Origin of the sequence: Rhodococcus sp. NPDC056743 (assembly GCF_042790355.1) — a bacterium.
Classification (GTDB): Bacteria; Actinomycetota; Actinomycetes; order Mycobacteriales; family Mycobacteriaceae; genus Rhodococcus_F.
The window spans coordinates 486,002-511,303 of sequence record NZ_JBHTZI010000003.1 but is presented as its reverse complement, the minus strand read 5'-3'; the positions used below and the strand labels follow the sequence as shown (position 1 = coordinate 511,303).

General features: G+C 61.6%; 23 protein-coding genes. 15 read left to right on the top strand and 8 right to left on the bottom strand.

Annotated features, from left to right (window positions below):
• Positions 1-77 precede the first annotated feature (77 nt).
• The 3 genes from ACFRFQ_RS09625 to ACFRFQ_RS09615 form a co-directional block, all read right to left on the bottom strand.
• Positions 78-1,163: a helix-turn-helix domain-containing protein gene (locus ACFRFQ_RS09625; protein WP_378656127.1), complete on the bottom strand. Its 1,086-nt coding sequence runs from the start codon at positions 1,161-1,163 to the stop codon at positions 78-80.
• 160 nt (positions 1,164-1,323) lie between these two features.
• Positions 1,324-2,493: an MFS transporter gene (locus ACFRFQ_RS09620; RefSeq protein WP_378656125.1), complete on the bottom strand. Its 1,170-nt coding sequence runs from the start codon at positions 2,491-2,493 to the stop codon at positions 1,324-1,326.
• Positions 2,490-3,437 (bottom strand): PAC2 family protein, encoded by a 948-nt coding sequence (locus tag ACFRFQ_RS09615; RefSeq protein WP_378656122.1) that lies wholly within the window; start codon positions 3,435-3,437, stop codon positions 2,490-2,492. The genes ACFRFQ_RS09620 and ACFRFQ_RS09615 overlap by 4 nt, the downstream gene beginning before the upstream one ends.
• 51 nt (positions 3,438-3,488) lie before the next feature.
• Between ACFRFQ_RS09615 and metH the strand changes: the two genes are divergently transcribed.
• The 6 genes from metH (at position 3,489) to hisG (ending at position 10,788) form a co-directional block, all read left to right on the top strand.
• On the top strand, positions 3,489-7,058 hold the full coding sequence (metH, locus tag ACFRFQ_RS09610; protein ID WP_378656120.1) for a methionine synthase: 3,570 nt from the start codon (positions 3,489-3,491) through the stop codon (positions 7,056-7,058).
• The gene (locus ACFRFQ_RS09605; protein WP_378656118.1) at positions 7,051-7,749 is read left to right on the top strand and encodes an HAD family hydrolase; all 699 of its coding nucleotides are present in this window, start codon (positions 7,051-7,053) and stop codon (positions 7,747-7,749) included. The genes metH and ACFRFQ_RS09605 overlap by 8 nt, the downstream gene beginning before the upstream one ends.
• Before the next feature lie 14 nt (positions 7,750-7,763).
• On the top strand, positions 7,764-8,624 hold the full coding sequence (locus tag ACFRFQ_RS09600) for a rhodanese-related sulfurtransferase (RefSeq protein ID WP_378656116.1): 861 nt from the start codon (positions 7,764-7,766) through the stop codon (positions 8,622-8,624).
• 57 nt (positions 8,625-8,681) lie between these two features.
• Positions 8,682-9,542 carry a pseudouridine synthase gene (locus ACFRFQ_RS09595; protein ID WP_378656328.1) on the top strand — a complete coding sequence of 287 codons (861 nt, stop codon included), beginning with the start codon at positions 8,682-8,684 and terminating at the stop codon, positions 9,540-9,542.
• Between the two features lie 58 nt (positions 9,543-9,600).
• Positions 9,601-9,864, top strand: coding sequence for a phosphoribosyl-ATP diphosphatase (locus ACFRFQ_RS09590; RefSeq protein ID WP_003944933.1), 264 nt, complete (start codon positions 9,601-9,603; stop codon positions 9,862-9,864).
• A 72-nt stretch (positions 9,865-9,936) separates the two neighbouring features.
• Positions 9,937-10,788 (top strand): ATP phosphoribosyltransferase, encoded by an 852-nt coding sequence (hisG, locus tag ACFRFQ_RS09585; RefSeq protein WP_378656113.1) that lies wholly within the window; start codon positions 9,937-9,939, stop codon positions 10,786-10,788.
• An 82-nt stretch (positions 10,789-10,870) separates the two neighbouring features.
• Here the strand turns inward: hisG and ACFRFQ_RS09580 are convergent, their stop codons facing one another.
• Positions 10,871-11,272: a hypothetical protein gene (locus ACFRFQ_RS09580; RefSeq protein ID WP_378656110.1), complete on the bottom strand. Its 402-nt coding sequence runs from the start codon at positions 11,270-11,272 to the stop codon at positions 10,871-10,873.
• Between the two features lie 472 nt (positions 11,273-11,744).
• On the opposite strand from ACFRFQ_RS09580, the gene ACFRFQ_RS09575 reads away from it, so the two are divergent.
• The 7 genes from ACFRFQ_RS09575 (at position 11,745) to ACFRFQ_RS09545 (ending at position 18,630) form a co-directional block, all read left to right on the top strand.
• Positions 11,745-12,074, top strand: a complete 330-nt coding sequence (locus tag ACFRFQ_RS09575) for an ArsR/SmtB family transcription factor (RefSeq protein WP_378656108.1) — start codon at positions 11,745-11,747, stop codon at positions 12,072-12,074.
• Positions 12,074-12,736: a cation diffusion facilitator family transporter gene (locus ACFRFQ_RS09570; RefSeq protein WP_378656105.1), complete on the top strand. Its 663-nt coding sequence runs from the start codon at positions 12,074-12,076 to the stop codon at positions 12,734-12,736. The genes ACFRFQ_RS09575 and ACFRFQ_RS09570 overlap by 1 nt, the downstream gene beginning before the upstream one ends.
• 620 nt (positions 12,737-13,356) lie before the next feature.
• Positions 13,357-14,001 (top strand): MHYT domain-containing protein, encoded by a 645-nt coding sequence (locus tag ACFRFQ_RS09565; protein WP_378656102.1) that lies wholly within the window; start codon positions 13,357-13,359, stop codon positions 13,999-14,001.
• Positions 14,002-14,455: 454 nt separating this feature from the next.
• Positions 14,456-17,269 carry an ATP-binding protein gene (locus ACFRFQ_RS09560; protein WP_378656099.1) on the top strand — a complete coding sequence of 938 codons (2,814 nt, stop codon included), beginning with the start codon at positions 14,456-14,458 and terminating at the stop codon, positions 17,267-17,269.
• Positions 17,266-17,682 carry a roadblock/LC7 domain-containing protein gene (locus tag ACFRFQ_RS09555; RefSeq protein ID WP_378656096.1) on the top strand — a complete coding sequence of 139 codons (417 nt, stop codon included), beginning with the start codon at positions 17,266-17,268 and terminating at the stop codon, positions 17,680-17,682. The genes ACFRFQ_RS09560 and ACFRFQ_RS09555 overlap by 4 nt, the downstream gene beginning before the upstream one ends.
• A 5-nt stretch (positions 17,683-17,687) precedes the next feature.
• Positions 17,688-18,062 carry a DUF742 domain-containing protein gene (locus ACFRFQ_RS09550; protein WP_378656094.1) on the top strand — a complete coding sequence of 125 codons (375 nt, stop codon included), beginning with the start codon at positions 17,688-17,690 and terminating at the stop codon, positions 18,060-18,062.
• Positions 18,043-18,630, top strand: a complete 588-nt coding sequence (locus tag ACFRFQ_RS09545; RefSeq protein WP_378656091.1) for an ATP/GTP-binding protein — start codon at positions 18,043-18,045, stop codon at positions 18,628-18,630. The genes ACFRFQ_RS09550 and ACFRFQ_RS09545 overlap by 20 nt, the downstream gene beginning before the upstream one ends.
• A gap of 221 nt (positions 18,631-18,851) precedes the next feature.
• Here ACFRFQ_RS09545 and ACFRFQ_RS09540 read toward each other — a convergent pair whose 3' ends face one another.
• Positions 18,852-19,661 carry a thioesterase family protein gene (locus tag ACFRFQ_RS09540; RefSeq protein WP_378656089.1) on the bottom strand — a complete coding sequence of 270 codons (810 nt, stop codon included), beginning with the start codon at positions 19,659-19,661 and terminating at the stop codon, positions 18,852-18,854.
• Entirely contained in the window at positions 19,661-20,551 is an 891-nt protein-coding gene (locus ACFRFQ_RS09535) for a RecB family exonuclease (RefSeq protein WP_378656086.1), read from the bottom strand. Before ACFRFQ_RS09535 ends, ACFRFQ_RS09540 begins: the two co-directional genes overlap by 1 nt.
• An 87-nt stretch (positions 20,552-20,638) precedes the next feature.
• On the opposite strand from ACFRFQ_RS09535, the gene ACFRFQ_RS09530 reads away from it, so the two are divergent.
• The gene (locus ACFRFQ_RS09530; RefSeq protein ID WP_378656083.1) at positions 20,639-21,634 is read left to right on the top strand and encodes a tRNA (adenine-N1)-methyltransferase; all 996 of its coding nucleotides are present in this window, start codon (positions 20,639-20,641) and stop codon (positions 21,632-21,634) included.
• Positions 21,635-21,703: 69 nt separating this feature from the next.
• Here the strand turns inward: ACFRFQ_RS09530 and ACFRFQ_RS09525 are convergent, their stop codons facing one another.
• On the bottom strand, positions 21,704-22,222 hold the full coding sequence (locus ACFRFQ_RS09525; protein ID WP_378656081.1) for a hypothetical protein: 519 nt from the start codon (positions 22,220-22,222) through the stop codon (positions 21,704-21,706).
• Positions 22,223-22,415: 193 nt separating this feature from the next.
• On the opposite strand from ACFRFQ_RS09525, the gene arc reads away from it, so the two are divergent.
• Positions 22,416-24,191, top strand: a complete 1,776-nt coding sequence (arc, locus tag ACFRFQ_RS09520) for a proteasome ATPase (RefSeq protein ID WP_378656078.1) — start codon at positions 22,416-22,418, stop codon at positions 24,189-24,191.
• Positions 24,192-24,773: 582 nt separating this feature from the next.
• Here the strand turns inward: arc and ACFRFQ_RS09515 are convergent.
• Positions 24,774-24,974: a hypothetical protein gene (locus ACFRFQ_RS09515; protein WP_378656075.1), complete on the bottom strand. Its 201-nt coding sequence runs from the start codon at positions 24,972-24,974 to the stop codon at positions 24,774-24,776.
• Between the last annotated feature and the right edge of the window lie 328 nt (positions 24,975-25,302).

The following is a 25,302-nucleotide window of genomic DNA, read 5'->3' as shown; positions in this document are numbered from 1 at the left end:
GCGTACGCCGTCGCTACGCCCGCGATATGCGTTTCATTCACCAGGACAGCGTAGGCGAAACCATCGGCCGAATTTTCCTATGGTCGATCCTTGGCTGGGGAGGCGGCGCGTCGCCACTGCGATTCGTTCTCGATCATCCAGCCCATGAGGTGATCGGCCGCCGCTTCGTCGGCATCCGGGCCGACAAGAAGATCGGCGTAGGCCTGGCTCGGCGACACGATCCGGATGCCGTCGCGGGTGAGAATTCGGTCGAATACCGACGGTGACAGGGGAGCGGTGACCCACACATCGGCACCGGTCTCGACGCGGCGCAGACCCAGCGCGTCGGCAAACTGGTCGACGTTGTCGGCGTGGAAATGAGCACGCTGAGTGGGTGCGTATCTGGCGAACGGTGCGGCGGCGACAGATGCCGTGCCGGCATAGATGTGCCCGCTGAGCTGGCGGAGTTGATCGAAGAGCGCTTCGAGTCCGTCCGGAGCGTGAAAGCCGTGCGGTGTGGGGGCTTTGGCGACGGATTCCTGTGCCCACTCGCGGAGCATTTTCTGCCAGTTGACGTCGGCGATACCGCCGCGGGGGAGTCGGGTCACCAATTCGCGATCCGCGAGGGTTTGCACCACCCGATATGTCGCGCCTGTTGATGCGCCGGCCAAGCGAACCAGAGCGGTGATCGCCAGCGGCGGGGCAAAGTCGGCGAGCGCCCGTACGACTCGCGCCGACGGATCGCCGGCGAGCTGACCTGACGGCCGTCCGGGGCCGCGCCACGGATCTGCGTCGGCGCCTCGGCCTCGCACCCAGACGGCAGGACGATCGGCGGTCAGCGAGACGTTGCCGGTCGCGTCGGCGTAGGAGAGTGCATGGGCGTCGAGTTGGCGACGCACCGGTTCGGACAGGTATTTGGCGCAGACGAACCCGGTCAGCCCGGTGGGGAAGCGGTCGGCGATGCCGGGAACGTCACTGCTGAGCACCCCGTGTGCGGCGTAGACGCCGAATTTGGCGATCGACCCGTCAGGGGAGCGCAGGTCGAGACGGAGAGGCGCCTCCGACAGGTCGGGGGAGCGCTGCGTCGACAGCGACCAGGTGGCGGGCAGATTTTCTTCGAGGATCGCGACGGATCGCCGAAAAATATCGATGGGGCGCTCGGGTTCCGACTCGGATTCACTCATTGTTCCATTGTATCAATATCTGTCGACGACGGAAACACCAGATTTTCCGAATATTTAGTGGAGACACAATCCGTAACAACGACCTCACTTCGCCTAGTCGGCGCACCTCAGACGCCAAAAAGAATCCAACAATCCCCGACAGCCGGGGTCAGGCCGGCGTCTACGCTGACGGTTTCTGCCGGGGCATGATCAAGGGGGCCACGGCAGCCAGTAGAGCTGCAGGGATCAGGAAACTTGCGATGGACGAGGCGTCGTAAATCGGTGTGAGGGCCAGGGGAGCGAGTGCTGCGCCGCCGAATCGCATTGCCTGCACAACGGATACCGCGCCACCGCGATTCGGGCCCTGCGAGCCGAGCACCGCTGCATTGACTCCGACGAGCACGAACTGACTCGCAATACCGGCAATAAACCAGGCGATAGCGATGGCGGGGATGACGGACGCGAGTCCGACAACTGCGACGAGGACAGCTCCGCTGATCGCACCGATGGTCACTGCCTTTCGCGCGCCGATGCGGTCGATCAGGATTCCCACTCGTCGGGCGGCGATGATGCCGGCCAGGCCGAACAGCGTCAGCATCAGACCGCGGATGGTGGGCGAGAGGCCGAATTCATCCTCGAACCGGAATGCCAGTAGGAAGCTCAGTCCGCCGAGTGCGCCCCAGCCGAGTAGTGCGGCGACGCCGATCCGCAGCACTTCCGGCCGCAGTGCGTCGCGGAGTCGGGCGGGTGCGGCCGACGGAGGTGCTGTGGTTTTGGGCAAGCCGACGGCGCCCAGAACTCCGGCAACCATAGCGATGACGAGAAATGCGAGGCGCCAATCGAATTCGGCTGCGAGGCCGCCGATCAGGGGAGCGGACGACTGGCCGGCGGCCTGAAACGCACCGAAGGCGCCCAGCGCGCGGCCGAGTCGGGCCTGTGGCGTTGCCGCTGCCAACGATGCGAGCAACAGGGGAGTGGTGAAGGCGTTGGCGCTACCTTGCAGGACCCGGGCGGCAAGGAAGATCTCCAGCGACGGAGCCAGGAAACATGCCAACGACGCGGCCACGTACACGCCGTACGCAATGCGGACGGTCCGCACCTTGCCCCACCGTGCGCCGAGGGTTCCCGACACCAGCATCAATGCCGCAAATGGCAGGAGGTACGCCGTGAGCGACGACGCGGCCGCAGATGCCCCGACCCCCAGATCGTCGCCGATCTCGGGGAGAACGGACGCGACCACGCCGCCGCCGAACGGGCCGAGAAACCCGCCGGCGTACAGCGCGATCAGTTGAAGGCGAAGACGAAGAGATCTGGGGTTCTGCGTGTTTTCATCGAGAGAAGTGTTGCTCACAGACCGAAACTACCGGGGCCCCGTCGCCGTAGGTAACGCTCGAATTCGGCAGCGATCGCGTCGCCGTCGATCTTGGCGATTGCCTCTGTGATATCGGTCTCAGCGTCACCGCGCTCTTCCAGAGTCCGCACGTACTCGCCGATTTCCTCGTCGTCTGCAGTCATTTCGTTGACCGCTTCTTCCCAGTCCTCGGATTGAGCGGGCAGTTCGCCGAGTGGTACCTCGATATCGAGAACGTCTTCGACTCGCTGCAGAAGCGCCACCGTCGCCTTGGGGTTGGGCGGTTGAGACACGTAGTGCGGCACCGCTGCCCAGAACGAGATGGCTGGCACGCCGGCTCGGACGCACTCGTCCTGAAGGACTCCGGTAATTCCGGTGGGGCCTTCGTAGCGGGTCTGCTCGAGGTTGAAGCGAGCCGCTGATTCGCTGCTGTAGGCGGTTCCGGTCACCGGTACCGGGCGGGTGTGCGGCGTGTCCGCGAGAAGTGCGCCGAGGATGACTACCGTTTTGACGTTCAGTTGGTCGATCAGCTCGAGCAGATCTTCGCAGAAGCTTCGCCAACGCATGTTCGGCTCGATGCCGTGAAGCAGAACGATGTCGCTCTCGCTGCCGGGCGGTGAGCACACGGACAATCGTGTGGCAGGCCACACGATTTCTCGGGTGACGCCGTCGACTTGCCGAACGGTGGGGCGGTTGACCTGATAGTCGTAATAGTCCTCGGAATCGAGTTCCGCGAGCGGTTGGGCGTCCCAGATCAGTTCGAGGTGCTCGATGGCGCCACTGGCAGCGTCACCTGCGTCGTTCCAGCCTTCGAAGGCTGCCACGAGAATGGGATCGCGCAGCACGGGGATATCGCCCTCGAGGCGATCAGGGCTCTCGAAGGCCGCGGAATCATCAAAATCGACCGGGCCGTCGGGAGTGACGGGGAACTCACTTGGACTCACCCACCCAGCCTACGGCCAGAGCATCGAGGAGCGCCCACTACTCTGGACGGCATGTCTGCCCCATTTAACTCTGCCCTGCTTGATGCGTTGAATCAGCGCGTTGTCATCGGCGACGGAGCGATGGGCACCATGTTGCAGGCCGCGGACCTCACACTAGATGATTTCCTCGGACTAGAGGGGTGCAATGAGATCCTCAACGACACCCGCCCCGACGTGCTCAAAGACATCCACCGCGCGTACTTTGCCGCCGGTGCCGATGCTGTCGAGACCAACACTTTCGGGTGCAACCTGCCCAACCTCGCCGACTACGACATCTCGCATCGAATCCGTGAGCTTTCCGAGAAGGGCACTGCCCTAGCTCGTGAGGTAGCTGACGAGATGGGTCCAGGCCGCGACGGTATGGCCCGTTTTGTCCTCGGCTCGATGGGTCCGGGAACCAAGCTGCCCAGCCTGGGCCACGCCCCGTTTGCCGTCCTGCGTGACGCGTACACCGAATCCGCCCTCGGCATGATCGAGGGCGGCGCCGACGCCATCCTCGTCGAGACCTGCCAGGATCTCCTTCAGGTCAAGGCTGCGATCCTCGGTAGTCAGCGGGCGATGGAGCAGTTGGGCCTGCGGATTCCGATCATCACGCATGTGACGGTCGAGACCACCGGAACCATGCTTCTGGGCAGTGAGATCGGTGCCGCGTTGACGGCACTCGAGCCGCTCGGTATCGACATGATCGGACTGAACTGTGCAACCGGTCCGGCAGAGATGAGCGAGCACCTTCGCCACCTGTCCAAGTACTCGACGTTGCCGGTCTCGGTCATGCCCAATGCCGGCCTCCCGCAACTCGGCCCCAACGGCGCCGAATACCCGTTGACCGCAGACGAATTGGCCGAAGCCCTCAGTGGATTCGTCTCCGAGTTCGGTCTCGGCATGGTTGGTGGCTGCTGCGGAACCACGCCCGATCACATCCGGGCAGTCGCCGACGCGGTCCGCTTGGTGGAGAAGGCGCAGCGCACCCCGATTCACGAGGCCAGCACGTCATCGCTGTACTCGGCTGTCCCGTTCGAGCAGGATGCCAGCATCCTGATGATCGGTGAGCGCACGAACTCCAACGGTTCCAAGGCTTTCCGCGAAGCGATGCTGTCCGCGGATTACCAGAAGTGCCTGGACATCGCGAAGGATCAGACTCGCGACGGCGCACACATGCTCGACCTCAACGTCGACTACGTGGGCCGCGACGGCGCTGCCGACATGTCCGCGCTTGCCAGCCGGTTGGCAACGGCGTCGACGCTGCCGATCATGCTCGACTCCACCGAACCTGCGGTTCTGCAGGCCGGGCTCGAGCACCTGGGTGGGCGCTGCGCGGTCAACTCTGTCAACTACGAGGACGGTGCTGGTCCCGAGTCGCGTTTCCATAAGATCATGACGCTGGTCAAGGAGCACGGCGCTGCCGTTGTCGCGTTGACCATCGACGAGGAGGGCCAGGCGCGTACGGCCGAGACCAAGGTCGCGATCGCCAAGCGTCTGATCGAGGACATCACAGGCAACTGGGGTCTCGCCGAGTCCGACATCATCGTCGACGCGCTCACCTTCCCGATCTCCACCGGTCAGGAAGAAGTGCGCCGCGACGGCATCGAGACCATCGAAGCTATCCGTCAGCTCAAGGCCGCGTACCCGGAACTGCACTTCACGCTGGGTATTTCCAACATTTCCTTCGGTTTGAACCCCGCAGCCCGCCAGGTGCTCAACTCGGTGTTCCTGCACGAGTGCACCGAGGCCGGCCTCGACACCGCGATCGTGCACGCCTCCAAGATCCTGCCGATGGCCCGGATCCCGGAAGAGCAGCGGGTGACAGCACTCGACCTGGTCTACGACCGTCGCAGTGAAGGGTACGACCCCCTGCAGAAGTTGATGGAACTGTTCGAGGGCGTTTCGGCGGCGTCGGCCCGCGAGTCACGCGCCCAGGAGCTTGCTGGTCTGCCCTTGTTCGATCGGCTCGAGCGCCGCATTGTCGACGGTGAGCGCAACGGCCTCGACGACGATCTCACCGAGGCGATGACGGTCAAGTCCCCGATCGAAATCATCAACGAGACATTGCTTTCGGGCATGAAGACCGTCGGTGAACTGTTCGGTTCCGGTCAGATGCAGTTGCCGTTCGTTCTGCAGTCCGCTGAGGTCATGAAGGCCGCTGTTGCTTTCCTCGAACCGCACATGGAGGCCACAGACGACGACGGCAAGGGTCGACTTGTCATCGCGACGGTCAAGGGCGACGTCCACGACATCGGCAAGAACCTCGTCGACATCATTTTGAGCAACAACGGCTATGACGTGGTCAACCTGGGTATCAAGCAGCCCATCGCGACCATTCTCGATGCCGCGATCGAGCACAAGGCCGACGTCATCGGCATGTCCGGCCTGCTCGTGAAGTCGACGGTCGTCATGAAGGACAACCTCAAGGAACTGAACTCCCGCGGTGTGGCGGAACAGTTCCCGGTTCTGCTGGGCGGTGCGGCACTGACGCGTTCGTACGTCGAGAACGATCTACAAGAGGTGTACGACGGTGCGGTCAGCTATGCCCGCGACGCGTTCGAAGGCCTGAATCTGATGGATCAGATCATGACGACGAAGCGTGGCGGCGGACCAGCACCGGACAGCCCCGAGGCAATTGCCGCCCGCGAGAAGGTTGCCGAGCGGAAGGCTCGCCACGAGCGTTCCAAGCGGATCGCCGAAAAGCGCAAGGCAGAAGCAGCTCCCGTTGTCCTGCCCGAACGCTCGGATGTCGCAGCCGACCTTCCGGTCCCGACGCCACCGTTCTGGGGCAGCCGCATCGTCAAGGGTGTGGCACTGTCCGAGTACGCCGGTCTGCTCGACGAGCGCGCACTGTTCCTGGGGCAGTGGGGACTTCGCGGTCAGCGTAAGGGTGACGGTCCGACCTACGAAGAGTTGGTCGAAACCGAAGGCAAACCGCGCCTTCGTTACTGGCTGGACCGGTTGACGGCCGAAGGCATTCTTGCGCACGCCGCAGTGGTTTACGGTTACTTCCCGGCCGTGTCCGAGGGTGACGACGTCATCGTGCTCACCGAGCCGAAACCGGATGCACCGGAACGATTCCGGTTCACCTACCCGCGCCAGCACCGGGATCGTTTCCTGTGCATCGCGGACTTCGTGCGCTCACGTAAGGAGGCCGAGGCCTCCGGTCAGGTAGACGTTCTCCCGTTCCAGTTGGTCACCATGGGGCAGCCGATCGCGGACTTCGCCAACGAGTTGTTCGCGTCGAACTCGTACCGCGACTACCTCGAGGTTCACGGCATCGGTGTACAGCTCACCGAATCGCTTGCCGAGTACTGGCATCGCCGGGTCCGTGAGGAACTGGTTCTGCCGGGCGGCCACTCGGTTGCCGAGCAGGATCCCACCGATGTGTCCGGATACTTCGACCTCGAATACCGCGGCGCGCGTTACTCCTTCGGCTACGGCGCCTGCCCGGACCTCGAGGACCGCGCCAAGCTGGTTGCGCTGCTCGAGCCGGAACGCATCGGCGTCCACCTCTCGGAGGAACTGCAGTTGCATCCGGAACAGTCCACTGACGCATTTGTCCTGCACCACCCGGAAGCCAAGTATTTCAATGTCTGAGTTGTTGACCGAGGTATCCGAAACGACGCTAGGTGGTGTCCTGTGGGACATGGACGGCACCTTGCTCGATTCGGAGAAACTGTGGGACGTTGCGCTGCGTGAGCTGTCGCTGCGTCTGGGTGGGCCGATGACGGAAGCGACGCGAGTCGCCGTCATCGGCGCTTCCAGCCCGTTTGCGCTGGCGACGGTGTTCGATTCACTGGGTCTCGAGCAGCACCCGGAGGCAGTCGCCGAGGCGAAGGACTGGATGTACACCCGCGTCGGCGATCTCTTCGAAGACGGAGTGACCTGGCGTCCCGGCGCGCAGGAGGCACTTGCGACGGTTCGCGACGGGGGACTTCTCTCGGCTCTGGTAACCAATACCGAGCGGGTTCTGGTCGATCGCGCTCTCGGGATGCTCGGGCGAGAGTTCTTCGACCACAGTGTGTGCGGCGACGAAGTAGCTCAGGGCAAGCCGGCTGCGGATCCGTACCTGCGGGGTGCGCATCTTCTCGGTTTGGAACCGGCGCAGTGTCTGGCGATCGAGGATTCACCGACGGGTACGGCCGCTGCCACCGCTGCAGGCTGCGGTGTGCTGGTTGTTCCCTGTGAAGTAGATGTTCCGGTCGGTCCCGGACGAATCTTCCGGGAGTCGTTGACGGACTTGTCGATTCACGATCTTCACGACGTTCATGCGCGTGCGGCACGTTAGGCTGGTGTAGGAAAGTGTCCATTCCCAAAATTGTTCTGTTCTACCAGTTCACACCGTTGGCCGATCCTGAGGCGATCAGGTTGTGGCAGCACAGCCTCGCCGAGTCCAACAATCTGACCGGCCGAATTCTGATCTCGCAGCACGGAATCAACGCGACGGTGGGCGGCGATATCGAGGACGTCAAGCGATACGTGCGTGGCACTCGCGGGTACGAACCGTTCCGCACGGCCGACATCAAGTGGTCGGACGGACTCGGCAACGATTTCCCCCGCCTGTCCGTCAAGGTGCGCAGCGAGATCGTGACGTTCGGCGCGCCCGACGAACTCGAGGTCGATGCGACGGGTGTGGTGGGCGGCGGCGTCCACCTGGCACCGAAGGAACTGCACGAACTGGTCGACAATCGCGGCGACGACGTTGTCTTCTTCGACGGACGCAACGCCTTCGAAGCGGAAATCGGACGCTTCCGCGACGCCGTTGTCCCGGACGTGACAACGACACGAGATTTTGTCAGCGAACTCGACAGCGGCAAGTACGACCATCTCAAGGACAAGGCCGTTGTCACCTATTGCACCGGGGGAGTGCGCTGCGAAGTGTTGTCGTCGTTGATGCGTTCACGCGGTTTCGGTGAGGTGTACCAACTCGACGGTGGGATCGTCCGTTACGGCGAGACGTTCGGTGACAAGGGTTTGTGGGACGGATCGCTGTACGTCTTCGACAAGCGGATGAACATCGAATTCTCGCCAGAGGCAAAGGTGATCGGTGTCTGTGTCGACTGCGGAACGCCGACGCCGCGCTTCCGCAACAGAATCGACGGAGACGGACGGACCCTCGAATTGCTGTGCGAGAGTTGCTCACCCGATCTCGAACAGGTCTAAGGCGTGCCCAAGGCTCCGCTGCCGATCCGAGACGGACTCGGCCCGGATCGGCTTCGGATGCCCCGGGAGTCCGACGCACGCACCGTCCTCGAGTTTCTGGTCGGTGAGTTCCCCGGCGAGCAGGAGCATTGGAACGCACTGGTCGCGGCAGGCGGCGTCGTCGATGAGCACGGGCGGACCATCACGGGTGCAACTCCGTATCAGCCCACCCGCTATGTCTACTTTTACCGCGAACCACCAGCCGAAATCCCGGTCCCATACGAGATCGAGATCCTGTACCGCGACGAACAGATCCTGGTGATCGACAAACCGCACTTCCTCGCGACCATTCCGCGCGGAGCGCACATCGTCGAAAGCGCCGTCGTCCGCCTACGCCGTGACCTAGATCTCCCCGATCTGGCGCCGGTGCATCGGCTGGACCGTATGACTGCCGGTGTCATCGTCTTCACCGTGACTCCGGAACTGCGACGGCCGTATCAGGAACTGTTCGCGGAGCAGAAGATCATCAAGGAGTACGAAGCCATCGCAGGTTTCGATCCGGAATTGACGTTTCCGCGCATCGTTCGGAGCCGCATCAACAAGGTGCACGGCGAGATGACCGCCACCGAAGTCGAGGGCGAACCGAACAGCGAAACCCGAATCGAGTTGGTCGAGAAACTTACCGATTCTGCTGGTAGCCCGCTCGGTCGATACCGGCTGTTCCCGAAAACCGGGCGCACACACCAACTGCGGCTGCATCTGAATTCGATGGGCATCCCCATCGTCGGTGATAACTACTACCCGCACTACCGTCCGGCAGCCTCAGGTGACTTCTCCACACCGCTGAGGCTCCTCGCTCGGGCACTGGAATACCCGGATCCGATCACGGGCAGCGCTCGCCGGTTCGTCAGTACCCGCGCTCTCGATCAGGGCCTGTGACGGGCCAGCCTGTAGGCCTGTGAAAATCCGTTCCGCACTCGTGAAAGAATAGCTACCCGTGAAGACCTTCGAATCCTTGTTCGCCGAGTTGACCGAGCGTGCTGCCACCCGTCCCGAGGGGTCCGGCACCGTCGCCGCCCTCGATGCCGGTGTTCACGCACAGGGCAAAAAGGTCATCGAGGAAGCCGGTGAAGTGTGGATCGCTGCGGAATACCAGAGCGATGAGCAGCTAGCCGAAGAAATTTCTCAGCTCTTGTACTGGACTCAGGTGTTGATGGTCGGCCGCGGGCTGACCCTCGAAGACGTGTACCGACATCTGTGAAGAGGATCTGACCCGACAATTCCGGTTCCCTTTTCCCACGTCTGACCACACCTTCCGAAAGGACGTTCACTGATGTTGCGCGTCGCAGTTCCCAACAAGGGTTCGCTGTCCGAGTCCGCCGCCGAAATCCTCAGCGAAGCGGGCTACCGCCGTCGCACCGATTCGCGAGACCTGACGGTTCTGGACCTCTCCAACCAGGTCGAGTTCTTCTTCCTGCGCCCCAAGGACATTGCCATCTACGTCGGATCGGGTGAACTCGATCTGGGCATCACCGGCCGCGACCTCGCCGGAGATTCCGGTGCACCGGTTTCGGAGCGTTTGGCACTCGGATTCGGTCGCTCGTCGTTCCGCTACGCCGCACCTGCCGGCAAGGACTGGACCGTTGAAGATCTTGCCGGCCTGCGTATTGCGACGTCGTACCCGAACCTGGTTCGCGCTGACCTCGTCGCTCGCGGCATCGAGGCTTCCGTTATCCGCCTCGACGGCGCCGTGGAGATCTCGATCCAGCTCGGCGTCGCCGACGCTATCGCCGACGTAGTCGGTTCCGGCCGCACGTTGCGTCAGCACAACCTTGTTGCCTTCGGCGATTCTCTGTGCGATTCCGAAGGTGTCCTGATCGAGCGCACCGGTGCCCCGCAGGATGACGCGGCGCGCAACCAGTTGATCGAGCGTGTTCGCGGAATCGTGTTCGCTCAGCAGAACCTGATGATCGACTACGACTGCCCGCGCAGCATCCTCGACGAAGCAATCAAGATGACGCCGGGCATGGAATCTCCGACGCTGTCTCCGCTTGCCGATCCGGAATGGGTCGCCGTGCGTGCCATGGTTCCGATCAAGGGGCACAATCAGGTGATGGACGCACTGGCTGAACTTGGTGCCAGGGCCATCCTCGCGTCCAACATTCGTTCGGTGCGCGCATTCTGATCGGTTAGCCTGATTCTTACCAAGCACAATGTGGCCGCTCGCCCGCTAGGGTGAGCGGCCACATTTGTGTGTCAGGACTGGTTTACCACCCTGAACTTCCAGGTGATCCGAAGTTGCTGGGCGACAAGGAGAAATTGGCGCCCGCCAGAGCGAAGCCCAGAACGAATTCCAACGAGGTGCCCACAAAGGAGTCGCCGAAGGAGTCGTTCACCGCTTGAGGCGCCGAGGGGCGAGCACCGATAGAGGGCATCATCAACTCGAGCGGAAGTGTGCCGGGCGGGAGGTTGAGGATGGCGTTGATGTCGTAGATGGTGTTGTCGCCGGCGTTGGTCACCGAAAACGAGATGCTGCCGAAGTCGGTGACCGGACTGTCGGCAGATGCTGTGGCGACAGGACCGCCGAGGGCAATCGCGACGGAGAGGGCGCCGGTTCCGAGCACCGCGGCGGTCCGGGACCAACGAGCAGGCGTTTCGAGACTATTCACAGATGTCCCCCTTTTCGTGGTGACTGCATCCGTGCGCGGGATGCGGAGCAGCCACGAGATTGCAACCACTACCGAGGAAGATAACGGACATTCCACTCATTGTGGGGTTGTTCAGCACAAAGTGTTCCGCCACCGAACGGAAAGCGTGTGCGCGCCCGAAGCATCTCGAGTTGCACTGCCGAAGAACTTTCGGCGCGCGTCCCCAGTGGCTTCGCCTGCCTGCGTTGATGCTGAATGGAGGGCCGGGAATCTCTTGGCGCACAAGGATTCCGGGCTCTAGGCCGAGCTGCGATATTGGGGCGCACCGTCCTATTGGATAGGTTCGGCCTCGGTTACGCGATCGCTGCGATCGTCATCTGCCTGGCGGTTGTGGCAGTAGTCGCCTCGTACGACATTGGGGGACAGGTCACGCCCGGCCGATGAACATCAGTTCAGAATTTTCTGAATACATGTTTGCATGTACTGTCTATTTATGGAGACATTGGTTCACCGTGACGCCCTGGTTCGGTTCGGTTACGCCCTGTCGGATCCGACTCGGACGCAGATTCTGCTGAGCCTGCGCGCCGGGCCCGGATATCCCTCGGAGATGGCTGAAAAGATCGGAGTCTCTCGCCAGATCTTGTCGAACCATCTTGCCTGCCTTCGCGGGTGCGGGCTCGTGGTAGCTGTGCCGGAAGGGAGACGCAGTCGCTACGAACTCTCCGAACCTCGGATCGGCCGCGCGCTCGACGATCTGATCGGCCTCGTCCTGGCCGTTGACCCGTCATGCTGCCCGGACGCAGACAGGAAAGGATGCTGTTGATGGCATCAGATCTCGGCCTGCCCGGAACGCGACCGCCACTGTCGGACGAACGGCGGCAAGTACTTTCACGCCGCATTCGACTGCTTGTCGCAGCGACCATCAGCTACAACGTGCTCGAAGCGATCATCGCTCTCACCGAGGGCGCGCGGGTTTCCTCAACGGCGCTGATCGGCTTCGGCCTGGACTCGGTAATCGAAGTGTCCTCCGCTGCCGCCGTTGCCTGGCAGTTTTCGGGAAAGGATCCAGAAGCGAGGGAGAATATTGCGCTCCGGATCATCGCCTTCTCGTTCTTCGGCCTCGCCGTGTATGTCGCCGTCGACGCCGTGCGATCGCTGTTCGGGATCGGCGAGGCGCAGCACTCTACTGTCGGAATCGCTTTGGCCGCGGTCAGTTTGGCGATCATGCCAATGTTGTCGTGGGCGCAGCGCCGAACTGGCCGCGACCTTGGATCGCTGTCCGCGGTAGCCGATTCCAAACAGACGCTCCTGTGCACCTATCTGTCTGCTGTCCTCCTGGCCGGCCTGCTGTTCAATGCACTCCTCGGGTGGTCGTGGGCCGATCCGATTGCCGCCCTGATCATTTCCGTAATTGCAGTGAAGGAGGGGGTCAACGCATGGAAAGGCGACACCTGTTGCACTCCACCAGCAGGCGCAGCTGCCTAGCTGTAACCACCAAGCGCTGCAACCACTTCCGCGTCCAGGCGGCGAGCACTTCCGGGGGTCCGGATCGACCGCAATTTAACGAGCGGCTAAGAATTAGTTTGTGGTGAAGATCCAGTCGGGGTGAAAGGTCGCGTGTAGGAATAGCAGCGCGCTGACCTTCGATGCAACGTGCACGTGTTCTCTTCAGTGTTAAGTGCAGCGGTTTTCGAAGGGCTCAACACTTACATTCGAAGGTTCGAAGCGAATAGTCAATATGGTGATCTGTCACCGATCGCATCGACGCATTCGAGTATCGCTTTTCGAAGCAGCAGGACCGGCCTTACTCATTCTTCGGCAAGTCTTCGTCGATTCTGCGCATCGTGGTCACTCTGCACACTTCACGTCGTCTTGGAGTGGTCGTGTCGGCAACAGAAAGCTCTGTGAGAGAGTGCATCAATTGAAAGCTACAACAACAATCTGAAGGAACTTGCATGTCGGATGAAATGCACCACTTCTCGATGGGAATCTGGCTGCTTGGATTGGCCTTCGTTGTTTCTGTCGTCGGATCGGTTGTCGGATTGGCATGTACACGTCATTCCATAAGTGCGACGACGAGCGGATCACGAATACGCTGGTTGTTAATGGCGGCACTCTCAATCGGCGGTGTCGGCATCTGGTTGATGCACTTTATCGCGATGCTCGGTTTTTCCGTGCCGGGTAGCCCCATTCGATACAGCCTGCTGTGGACGGTCGTCTCGGCGCTGATTTCAGTGACCGCCGTATTCATCGGTTTGCTGATCGTCGGCACGAGTTTCCGGTGGAACCGACTCCTCGTCGGCGGCCTCGTCATGGGCGTCGCGGTCAACGTCATGCACTATACGGGTATGCGCGCCTTGCGCTTTCAAGGCGAGATCCACTATGACGTGTACCTTGTAGCGCTCTCACTCCTGATCGCTGTCGCCGCTGCCACAGTCGCATTGTGGTTCACGATGATTCTGGAATCTGTGGTTCTGCGCTTCTTCGCTGGTGTGATCATGGGAGTTGCAGTAGTCAGCATGCATTACACGGGAATGGCCGCTGTAGAAGTTGTTCATGATCCGTCGGCAAAAGTTCCCGAGGGTCTCCAAGTGTTCTCATTTCTTTTCCCGGTCTTCGTGCTCGGACTCTTGACTCTGGCCATTCCGATCGTGGCAGTCTTGACCAATCCGGATCACACGACCGCGCATATGGATTCCGCTGCTGATGATCTGGCCCTGGAAGCACGGGAATTCGCGATGCGAGACTGAACCGCTGATTGGGGCCAAGGTTCTGTCCGGACAGTTTTGATTCAAAGTTCGATGTCGCCGTCACGCGCTTGGTTGCCGAGGTCTCAGGCTCGGGCCGCGAACACGGAATTCTGCGATGACTTCGGATATCGCGATCAATCCGGTCGCGGTCAATGCGGAATCGAAACGCACAGCGGAAGGTCGCATCGGTACTCGAGCACCCCTTGCGGCCCATCAGCAGCCGCTTGCGGTTCGGCCGCTGAGACCCGCCGCCATGCCGACAAACAAGGCCACAAGGCCGACATAACGGACAAAAAATCCGGACAATAAGGACTATCGGGGCGATGCGATAGAAATCATTCTGTTACCGTTCAATCGCTTTCCTTCGATTGCACGTAGTCGAAGGGACTCGGGCGATTCCCTGATCGGGGGGTTGACAGACTTTAATAGCAGACGCGAAGAGGCATTGGTCCGGATGAAACACGATGCACACACAACCTCGTGGTGGTCGATCGCCGAATGGCGCCTCGGTTGGAAGGTTGTCGCAGTCGTCGCGGTTCCGATGCTCGTCGCCGTCTTGCTCGGCGGCTTCCGGATTCAGAGCGAACTGACCGACGCAGCGAACCTCAACACATCGGCCGAACGTACATTCGCCGTCCCCGCAGCACTTCGCCTGGAACAAGCCCTCAACGACCTAGCCGTCGCAGCCGCCTCCGGCGCCGAAACTGCCACTGCCACCGCGGCAGTCACAACCGCACTGCAAGAATTTGCTACCGCCGGGACTGTCTTCCAAACCGACACGGCGCTTTACGACCAGGTCATCGAGACTTTGCAGAACAGTCGAGCGCTCGTCGACGAAGTTTCGGCCGGCTTGGATTCTCCAACGCGTCTGGTCGCCCGTTTCAACGAGGTGTCGACCCAGCTCTGGATACCGTTCTCCGATCTGATGAACAAATCCCAGTTGCCACTTCTGCGCCAGCGCGGTGCTGAGTTCGCTGCCCTGTGGGGGGCCCGTCGAGCGCTCGCCAATCAGCACATTCTGTACGGTTCCGGCGACCTCGATCAACAATCGCGAACCATCCTCACTTCCAGTGCCGGCGCAGAACTCTCGGGCCTCGGTGGACTTATGCCTATCGCTACGGCAGGTGGGGTGCTCCCGCCAATCGAAGCGGACAGTGCACAGGATCCCTTTGCCGTGCTTAACTCCCTGCGGGCATCGGCGCAGAGTCGCGTCGGCGAAATCGGTGCCACCGCATCGACATCCCCTTTGAGCAGCGATATCGGCATCGGCCTGCAGACTAGTAGCGATCAGTACGACGCCATCACCGATGCAGCAATTGACCGGTTCGTCCCCACTGTGACCGCCGAAACCAGCGCTTCCCAATCTGCAGCGCTTCGAGACGCCGCGCTGGTTATCGGTGCCGTACTCGCTGCACTCGCCCTTGCCCTGATTATCAGTCGCTCGCTGGTCGATCCCATCCGCCGCCTCCGATTCTCAGCTCTCACAGCATCACGACACGGACTCCCCGACGCGATCGAGCGAATCCGAGCCGGCGAGAGAATAGCCGATCTGGAAATCCCTCGGGTGCCCATCGATACCCACGAGGAAATCGGACAACTCGCCCGCGCGGTCGACGACATGCACGGTCAAGCCATCACCCTCGCCGGCGAGCAGGCAGCACTCCGTCGCCAGGTCAACGACATGTTCGAAACGTTGTCACGGCGAAACAAGTCGCTCGTCGACCAGCAACTCGGCCTCATCGAGCAACTCGAGCAGGACGAAGACGATCCGAACCGCCTCGGGAATCTCTTCCGCCTCGACCACATCGCCGCCCGAATGCGACGCAACAGTGACAATCTCCTCATCCTTTCCGGCACTGAAGGGCGACGCGTACGAACCGCTCCGATCGCCCTTGCCGACGCACTACGCGCTTCGGTCTCCGGAGTCGAGGACTATCAACGCGTCGAACTCGGACAGATTCTCTCGGCAGTCGTCAGTGGCCAGGCCAGTGCAGATGTCGTGCACCTCATGACCGAACTTCTCGACAACGCTCTGCGCTACTCACCGCCCGAAACGATGGTGACGATCGATGCCGCACGGACGAACGACGGTTCTGTGCTCGTGGAGATAGCCGATCTCGGCATAGGGATGTCCTCGGCCGACCTGCTCGACGCCAATAGACGCCTCTCTTCGGGAGGTGAAATGAGCCCAGACACCGCGCGCCACATGGGACTCTTCGTGATCAGTCGCATCAGCCGTCGATACAATATTTCAGTCCGCTTGCGCCCGTCTGGCAGCACATCCGATCACAGTGGCATCACCGCCATGGTTCACCTACCGGTGGCACTGCTCGTCGCACCACGCGACAATGCGGTTCGAACGCCGACGCCTTCACTTGGTGTTCCGGTCCGCACAGTTGCTCCGATTCACGCTGTTGCAACAGTCCAACGCGCAGAAACTTCCGCGGCCGAGGCACCGGAAATATCGGTGAACGGGCTGCCGCAGCGCAAACCTCGAAACTCCAGTGCGGTCACCTTGCCGCCAGCTGTTTCCGGTGCTCCTACCGTTGTCGTATCGCAGACGCACGCAACTGCGGTTCCCTCGGCGAACACACTTCCTCGCCGTACACCAGGAAACAGCGGGGTGCCCGGCATTGGTAATACCCTCGCAACCGAACCGGTAATTGCAGCGCCAACCGACCCGGAAACGCCTGTCACTCAGTCGGATAGCAGCGAGTCCACCGTCAGGAATCCCGCGCCGCGGCATCTGTTCGGCAACCCCAATCCGACCAACACAGCGGCATTTTTCGCCTCCCGAACGCGCGACTCGACACCGCCGCGCGTGGACGTTTTCAGCGCGGATGCTTCCGAAGCTACTGCAGAAGCTCCGCCGACTGCGTCCCCGATCTTTGCCCGAATGGTGTCCGAGTGGCTGGTCGATCCCACAGACGACAACTCCGGTGCCACGGGCGGATTCATCTGGAAGACCGAAGCCGACGAGGGTTGGGTGGCCGCGCGCGCGTCATCGGATATGCCCGTCACCCGGATCTCCGACTCAGGGCTCCCGATCCGGGACCGCGGAGCGCGATTGGTCCCCGGAACTGTCGGAACCACGAATATCCCTCCCCAGTCCGGATCCCATCGGCAGAGTGTCGACCGGGAAAACACAAGACGGGGATGGAGTGACTACCAATCCGGCGTCAGCCGTGGACGACGACACGCTCACAGCGAGAACAACCCATCCCTGCATGCGAACACACATGTGCAGAAAGACGAAGGAGAACAGTGAATCCTGTCGGAGCCCCAGAAACTCCTCGCGCACTCGACTGGTTGGTGTCGGGCTTTGCGCGCGACGTTCCGGGAGTAAGCCACGCCATCATCGTCTCTGCTGACGGATTGCTGAGCGCGGCAAGCTCGCACCTTCCGCTCGATCGCGCCGACCAGTTGGCCGCTGTGACTTCGGGACTCGCCAGCCTCTCAGCCGGTGCGTCGCGACTGTTCGACGGTGGTGCCGTCCTGCAGTCAGTTGTCGAGATGGAGAACGGTTACCTGCTGCTGATGGGTGTCGGCAGCGGCGCCTACCTCGCTGCACTTGCCGTCGCGGGATGCGACATCGGTCAGATCGGCTACGAAATGGCCACTCTGGTCGACCGAGTCGGCACAACCATGGATATCGCTCCCAGATCAGGTCGGGATATTTGAACTCGATGCCCCATCATCACTCCGAGCACATTGATCCCGAACCGAGTCTCGTTCGCTCGTATGCACTCACCGAAGGCAGGACGAAGCCGTCCATCGACCTTCCGCTCGAAGCGATCGTCGCAACGGTAGAGGATGTCATCGCCCAAAACCTTGCACCCGAGGACATCCGCGCGTCGATTGTCGCGCTGTGTGGGCAACGAATCTCGATTGCGGAAATCGGTGCATACCTTGGTGTTCCGATCGGGGTGGCTCGGGTGCTGGTGGCAGATCTTGTTGTCGCCGGGGCATTGGAAGTACAAGCCACTCTGCGAAGCGATGCGACTGCGGTCGAACGCCTCGACCTGATCGAAAGGACCCTCCGTGGACTTCGGGCACTCTGACGCGTCGTCTCGTGTCACATCGACAAAAATCGTGATCGCCGGCGGATTCGGCGTCGGAAAGACCACTCTTGTCGGGACGGTCTCCGAAATCGTTCCATTGCGAACCGAAGCAATGGTGACCGACGCCAGTGACGGTATCGATCATCTCGGCGCGACACCGAAGAAGGACACCACAACAGTCGCAATGGATTTCGGCCGCATCACACTCGCCGACGACCTCGTTCTCTATCTATTCGGAACACCCGGCCAGCGTCGATTCTGGTTCATGTGGGACGACCTCATCACCGGCGCCATCGGGGCGATCATCCTCATCGACACACGCCGCCTCGAAGACAGCTTTGCCGCTGTCGACTTCTTCGAAGCACGCGGTTTGCCGTTCATCGTGGCAGTCAACCGTTTCGACGGCGCCCCGATTCACTCGGCACAGGATCTTCGTCAGGCGCTCGCATTATCCGATCAAGTTCCGATGATCGAGATTGATGCCCGAGAGCGTGCGTCCGCGGTACGGGCGTTGATCACTGTCACCGAATACTCACTCGAACGTCTCGCTGCCGCTGCACTCGCGTGACACCCCGCTTTGCGACGCCTCGACCCTGGCGTAGGGGGCTGACGTCGCCAGGTTACCGACCAGTTGGTTACCGCATCGCAACGTTTACATGTACGATTCAAGTGTAAGCGTCGACCTTGTCGTAGACGTCTTGCCGGCGTCGTCGGTCCCCTGTTTTGTGTGGCCGTCGAAGTCGCCAGGCATAGATCGACGACTCGTGGAAACGTCTTCGGTCTCGGAAATCAGGACCGGGCGCGGATCTGCAAGGTCTGGGCAATGCGTCCGACTGCACCCTGCTCGTCGTAAAGGACTCCGGCGCACATGCCGATGCCATCGGGGCCGGTGGTGGTTTCGGCGGAAACACCGACCCATTCACCTTCCGGGTTGCGGAAGATGTGCACGGTCAGGTCGGTGTTGAGGAACGTCCAGTGTGCTGGGTCGAGTTTGGCTCCGACGCCGTTGGAGATATCGGCGATGGCAAACAGCCGCTCGAGGGCTGTCATCTCTTCACCTTCGACCAATGCGGGCTTGGGCCGCGCCCATACCTTTCCAGTTCCCTCGCAACCGATTTCGGCAATCCAGGACCACTCGAGAGTCTCGAGGTATCCGATGTTCCACATACCACCCAGCATTCCCGGTGTGCCGGTGTCGCGGGACTCCAGTGGCGGGTCCACCACATGGACCACATCGGTGGTGTCTGCGGTTTCCATGCGCCACGCCGTGCCGCGCGCCACCGCGCGGGGGGATCCGTCGGGTCCGGTAGCCCACAATTCGGCCACGATCAATTCGATTCTGCGACCGGGTCGTTCGATCCACGAGCGAACCTCGATGTCCGCAATCGGGATCGGTCCGAGAATTTCGACGACCACCCGGGTCAGTCGAGTTCCCTCGCGGGCACCGCAACGCTCGAGGGCGCGCACCAACAGTGCAGACGGGGGAGCGCCGTGTTGGAGCGTCGGACCCCAGATGCTGACCGTGGCCTGCGTGGTCGCGAAACGTTCGTGACCTTCCGCGGTAGCGCCCAAGAACTGGTAGTACGAAGTGTCTGCCATTACGTATTCTCCTTTGCCGCAACAACTTCTGCGCCTTGCAAGTCCGGCCACCCGGGATACGGCGGTGGTGTGCCGCCGAACGAGGGGCACAGGGCCTTGTGATCGCACCAGTCGCACAGTTTGCCAGGCTTCGGTCGGAAGTCTCCGCTGGCACCTGCCGCCAGGATTGCCTTCCAGATAGCGGACAATGTCCGCTCGAAACGCACCAGTTCGTCGTGATCGGGGGTGTACGTGAGAATCGACCCCGACGCCAGGTAGATCAGCTTGAGTTGAGCGGGAACGATCTCGCGGGTGCGCAACAGGACCAGTGCGTAGAACTTCATCTGGAACAGCGCCTTGGACTCGGTGAATTCCCGCGGAGCCTTGCCGGTCTTGTAATCGACGACGCGTACTTCGCCAGTCGGCGCCACGTCGATGCGATCGACAAATCCTCGAAGTCGAACGCCGTTCTCGAGTTCCGTTTCGACATAGACCTCGCAGGCCTGCGCGTCGAATCGTGTCGGATCTTCGAGGGTGTAGTAGGTCTGAACCAGCTTGCTCACTTCGGAGAGAAACCCGTCGAGATCCTCGTCAGGAATCAAATTTGCCGCGTCGGGGGAGTCGGTGCTCACCCGTTCCCAGGCGGGGAGAACCAGCTCCGCTGCCCGATCCGGAACGCGTTGCGCAGTGGGTAACGCGAACAACGCTTCCAAGGCAGCATGGACGACGGTACCTCTGACCTGCGCTCTTGTGGGTGTTTCCGGGATTCGATCGATTGCTCGGAAGCGATAGAGAAGCGGGCACTGTTTGTAGTCGCCCGCACGAGAAGGTGACAGAGCCGGCCGACTGCGCGGACGATCGTGTGATGTTTCACCCGTTAAGGAGGGGGTTGGCAGTTCTACAGAGCTCACACCTGGCAGGCTAGACGCTTGGCCCGACAACTCCGTCGGGGCCGGTGGCGAGGACGCCGGAGCAAAACGAACAGGGATTACTCACGCATGGTGAACGATACGCAACCCGAAGAAATCACGACCGAGTTGGATGAGGTTGCGCAGTCTGCCGTCACCGAACCGGAACTCGCCGCTGAAAAAGTCGAAACCGGGGCAACCACTGAGGTTGAGGTAACAGCTCCCGGAAAGCGCCCCACCGGTCCGTTCCGCGTCGGCGACCGCGTCCAGCTGACCGACGGCAAGGGTCGGCATTACACAATCGTGCTCGAGGCGAACCGCGAGTACCACACGCACAAGGGCGGGATCGTGCACAACGATCTCATCGGCGCGGAAGAGGGCAGCGTCGTCAAGTCCGTCAACGGGACGCCGTACCTGGCTTTGCGTCCCCTGCTGGTCGACTACGTGCTCTCGATGCCGCGCGGTGCGCAGGTGATCTACCCGAAGGATGCGGCGCAGATCGTCCACGAAGGCGATGTGTTCCCCGGTGCCCGGGTTCTCGAAGCGGGTGCCGGTTCCGGCGCACTGACGTGTTCACTGCTTCGCGCGGTCGGGCCCGAGGGCAAAGTCATCTCGTACGAGGTGCGCGACGATCATGCCGAACATGCGGTTCGCAACGTCGAGACCTTCTTCGGTGAGCGTCCGCCGAACTGGGAACTGACCATCGCGGATCTCGCGGAGTTCGATCCGGACGCACACGGCGGCAAGGTCGACCGCGTGGTTCTCGACATGCTGGCGCCGTGGGATGTTCTGCCGGCCGTGTCCAAGGCCTTGGTTCCCGGCGGCGTCCTGATCGTGTACGTCGCGACGGTAACCCAGCTGTCCAAGGTGGTCGAAGCGATGCGTGAGCAGGAATGCTGGACCGAACCGCGCTCGTGGGAATCCATCGTGCGCGGCTGGCACGTGGTCGGATTGGCCGTTCGTCCGGAGCATCGCATGCAGGGGCACACCGCGTTCCTGATCAGTGCGCGTCGACTGGCCGAGGGCACCGTGACCCCGAAGCCCCAGCGCCGTGCCGGCAAGGGCTCGAACACTGCAGCCAAGTAGCCACTGACTCGAAAAACGAGCGGCGACCCGAGAAACTCTCGGATCGCCGCTCGTTCTTTTCCGGAGGAATTATCCGGCGCAGGAAGCGCGTCCCATTTCCAGGAGCACGCATGCGGAGGTGTCGGACAGCTTCCAGGTGCCGTCTTCGAGCTCCCACGTCCACGGAGCGGCAGGCATTGCGCCGTGCGGGCTCACCACTGCAACATCAGCAGTGGCCGTCTGGCCGTCTACCTTGACGTTCTCGACGGTGAAAGTGATCTGGTACGCGGGGTTCCCGCCCAGAGCGGCGCCCATCGTCTCGATGTTGGCCTGACGGTTGGTTCCGTCGACGACCAGCGCTGTCTTCTCATCGATCGGCTTCGCCGGATCGATGAGCGCGACCAGCTGTGCATTCAGCTCGTCGGCCGTCGGGGCTGCTGCGGCCGCAGCAGCGGACGTCGTCGCGCTGGACGCGGCGGAAGCGCTCGACGAGGCAGCAACGGAGGTGGAGGTGGCCGACGAATCGGAGCTGTCGTCCGAGCTGCATGCTCCGAGAGCGAGAACAGCGGCGACGGCACAGGCGCTGACAAGAGTCTTGCGGATGATCACAGCGTGACCTTTCGTTGGGGGGAGACAGGCGCTGTCTCGACATTGTAGGCAAGGCTAACATGGCTTACTTTTGGTTCAGGAACGGTCTCGGCGTCGCTGTCAGTGCTGTGAAATCGAACTCGCGCACCGTGTCTGGCGACACTTGAGCCGCGATGCCGGTAGCGTTGATCTATCGCACTGGGAGGAGACGCATATGAGCTCGACAGAAAACCCGGATTCGGTTGCGGCAGCAGAAGAGCTTCACGCGTTACGAGTGGAATTGCAGGTGCTGCGGCGTCAACTCGCGCAGTCGCCGGAACAAGTGCGGGAGTTGGAGTCGAAAGTGGACTCGCTCGCCATCCGAAACGGCAAGTTGATGGACACCCTCAAAGAGGCCCGTCAGCAACTGATCGCTCTGCGTGAAGAGGTCGACAGACTCGGTCAACCGCCGAGTGGCTACGGCGTGCTGCTTGCCGTTCACAAGGACAAGACGGTCGACGTGTTCACCTCCGGCCGCAAGATGCGTCTGACGTGTTCACCGAATATCGACACCGACACGCTTACTCAGGGTCAGACAGTGCGACTCAACGAGGCTCTCACGATCGTCGAAGCCGGAGGCTACGAGCAGGTCGGCGAGATCAGCACCTTGCGTGAGGTACTCGACGACGGCTTGCGGGCGCTCGTAGTCGGGCACGCCGACGAAGAGCGCATCGTGTGGCTTGCCGCGCCCCTGGCAGCGGTATTCGCAGATCCCCAGGCCGACATCATCGCCTACGACGCAGATTCCCCAACCAGGAAGCTGCGACCAGGCGACTCCTTGCTGGTCGATGCCAAAGCCGGATATGCGTTCGAGCGTATTCCCAAGGCCGAGGTCGAGGACCTGGTCCTCGAAGAGGTCCCGGACGTACATTACGACGACATCGGTGGGCTCGGTCGGCAGATCGAACAGATCCGGGACGCCGTCGAATTGCCGTTCCTCCACAAGGACCTGTTCCACGAGTACTCACTGCGTCCGCCGAAGGGTGTTCTGCTCTACGGCCCGCCAGGTTGCGGTAAGACACTCATCGCGAAGGCGGTGGCCAACTCGTTGGCGAAGAAGATTGCCGAAGCCCGCGGACAGGACAGCAAGGACGCAAAGTCCTACTTCCTCAACATCAAGGGCCCCGAGCTCCTCAACAAGTTCGTCGGCGAAACCGAACGCCACATCCGGATGATCTTCCAGCGTGCGCGTGAGAAGGCGTCCGAAGGCACCCCGGTCATTGTGTTCTTCGACGAGATGGACTCGATCTTCCGCACCCGTGGTTCCGGTGTCTCCTCCGATGTGGAGACAACAGTGGTTCCGCAGTTGCTCAGTGAGATCGACGGCGTCGAGGGTCTCGAGAATGTCATCGTGATCGGTGCGTCCAACCGCGAGGACATGATCGACCCTGCCATTCTGCGGCCGGGCCGTCTGGACGTGAAGATCAAGATCGAGCGTCCCGACGCCGAATCCGCGCAGGACATCTTCTCGAAGTACCTCGTGGACGGTCTACCGATCAATGCCGACGACCTCGCCGAGTTCGGTGGGGATCGCGCGGCATGCCTCAAGGCAATGATCGTTCGTGTTGTGGATCGCATGTACGCGGAGAGTGAGGAGAACCGTTTCCTCGAAGTCACCTATGCAAACGGTGACAAGGAGGTCTTGTTCTTCAAGGACTTCAACTCCGGTGCAATGATCCAGAACATCGTCGACCGCGCGAAGAAGTACGCCATCAAGTCGGTGCTCGACACCGGTGCTCCCGGCTTGCGCGTGCAGCATCTCTTCGATTCCATCGTCGACGAGTTCGCCGAGAACGAGGATCTGCCCAACACCACCAATCCTGATGACTGGGCACGTATTTCCGGCAAGAAGGGGGAGCGGATCGTCTACATTCGCACCCTCGTCACGGGCAAGAACGCCAGTGCAAGCCGCGCCATCGACACCGAGTCGAACACAGGCCAATACCTGTAGGGCGTCCCACTGCAATCGGGCCGGCACTCTTCACGAGTGTCGGCCCGATTGTGTATTCGAGCGCATGCCGATGCGGTTCTGGTTGCACACAACCGCGTCGAAAATGACTGGATGTGACATCTCGGCGCTGGTTGTGTGCAAATATGCACGATCGAACCCGACCTCGGGCGCTGGTGCAGAGAATTCAGGACTGTGACGGCTCTAACCTTCGTCGTCGACTTGTTCGTCGCGCTGGAGATCAGAAGCTTTGGGAGCCGCGGGAACCCACACACGCAGCGATTGGATTACCTCCGCATAGAAGCTCTCTGTCGACGTAGTCGCACTGTGCGCTGAACGTACCGTCGCTCGCCAGTTCCTCGACGGTTAATTCGGTGCGGTAGTTTGATTGTTCACAGCACGACGCGGTAATACGTGCTTGACGATACCTCCTGACATTTTGGATGACGTGCTTCAGCATGGCGGGGATCGCGTCCGCAGCGGCTGACTGACCAGCCGGCCCATGGAGGGTTAGTCCCAGCTACCTGGCGCCCTGACCGATCTCGCTGATCAGCCACCCGTCGATGGTGACGAGACGAGCGACCTCTAAACGGTGGAGCGGGGCAAAGCCCCGTTGGCATTACTGATGCCGAACTCGTAGGCCGCGACGTCGTGCCCACTGCTTAGGACGGCGTCGGCGACGAGGTGCAGGACGTTGGCCATGGCGGCCGCGTTGACACCGATGAGGATGATGCCGCCGAGTAGGGTCCGTTCGTGAGTTCGTTTGTCGATGGTCTTAACGCACACCCAAACCCGCAGAAACGATCTCAGCGCGTTCCAGTCGGGCAGTCCAGAAGAATGAATTTTACGTGTACGGATCAGAGGTTCGGCCAGCGACGGTGTGAGTGCTATTGCAGCAGGAGTGCAATGATCGCGGACGGTAGCTGACCTACGCGTTGGCATCAGTCGAGTTCGACGGCCACCCGGGTCCCGCCGGATCCGTCGGGACGCAGTACATCGATCGACGCGACGTGTTGGGCGATGCGATCGGTATGACGAGCGTTCATCGGTCGCTTCTCGGCCGAATTGAATGTTGCTCGCTCGCAGCACCTTGCACCGAAAACTTTAACGCGGA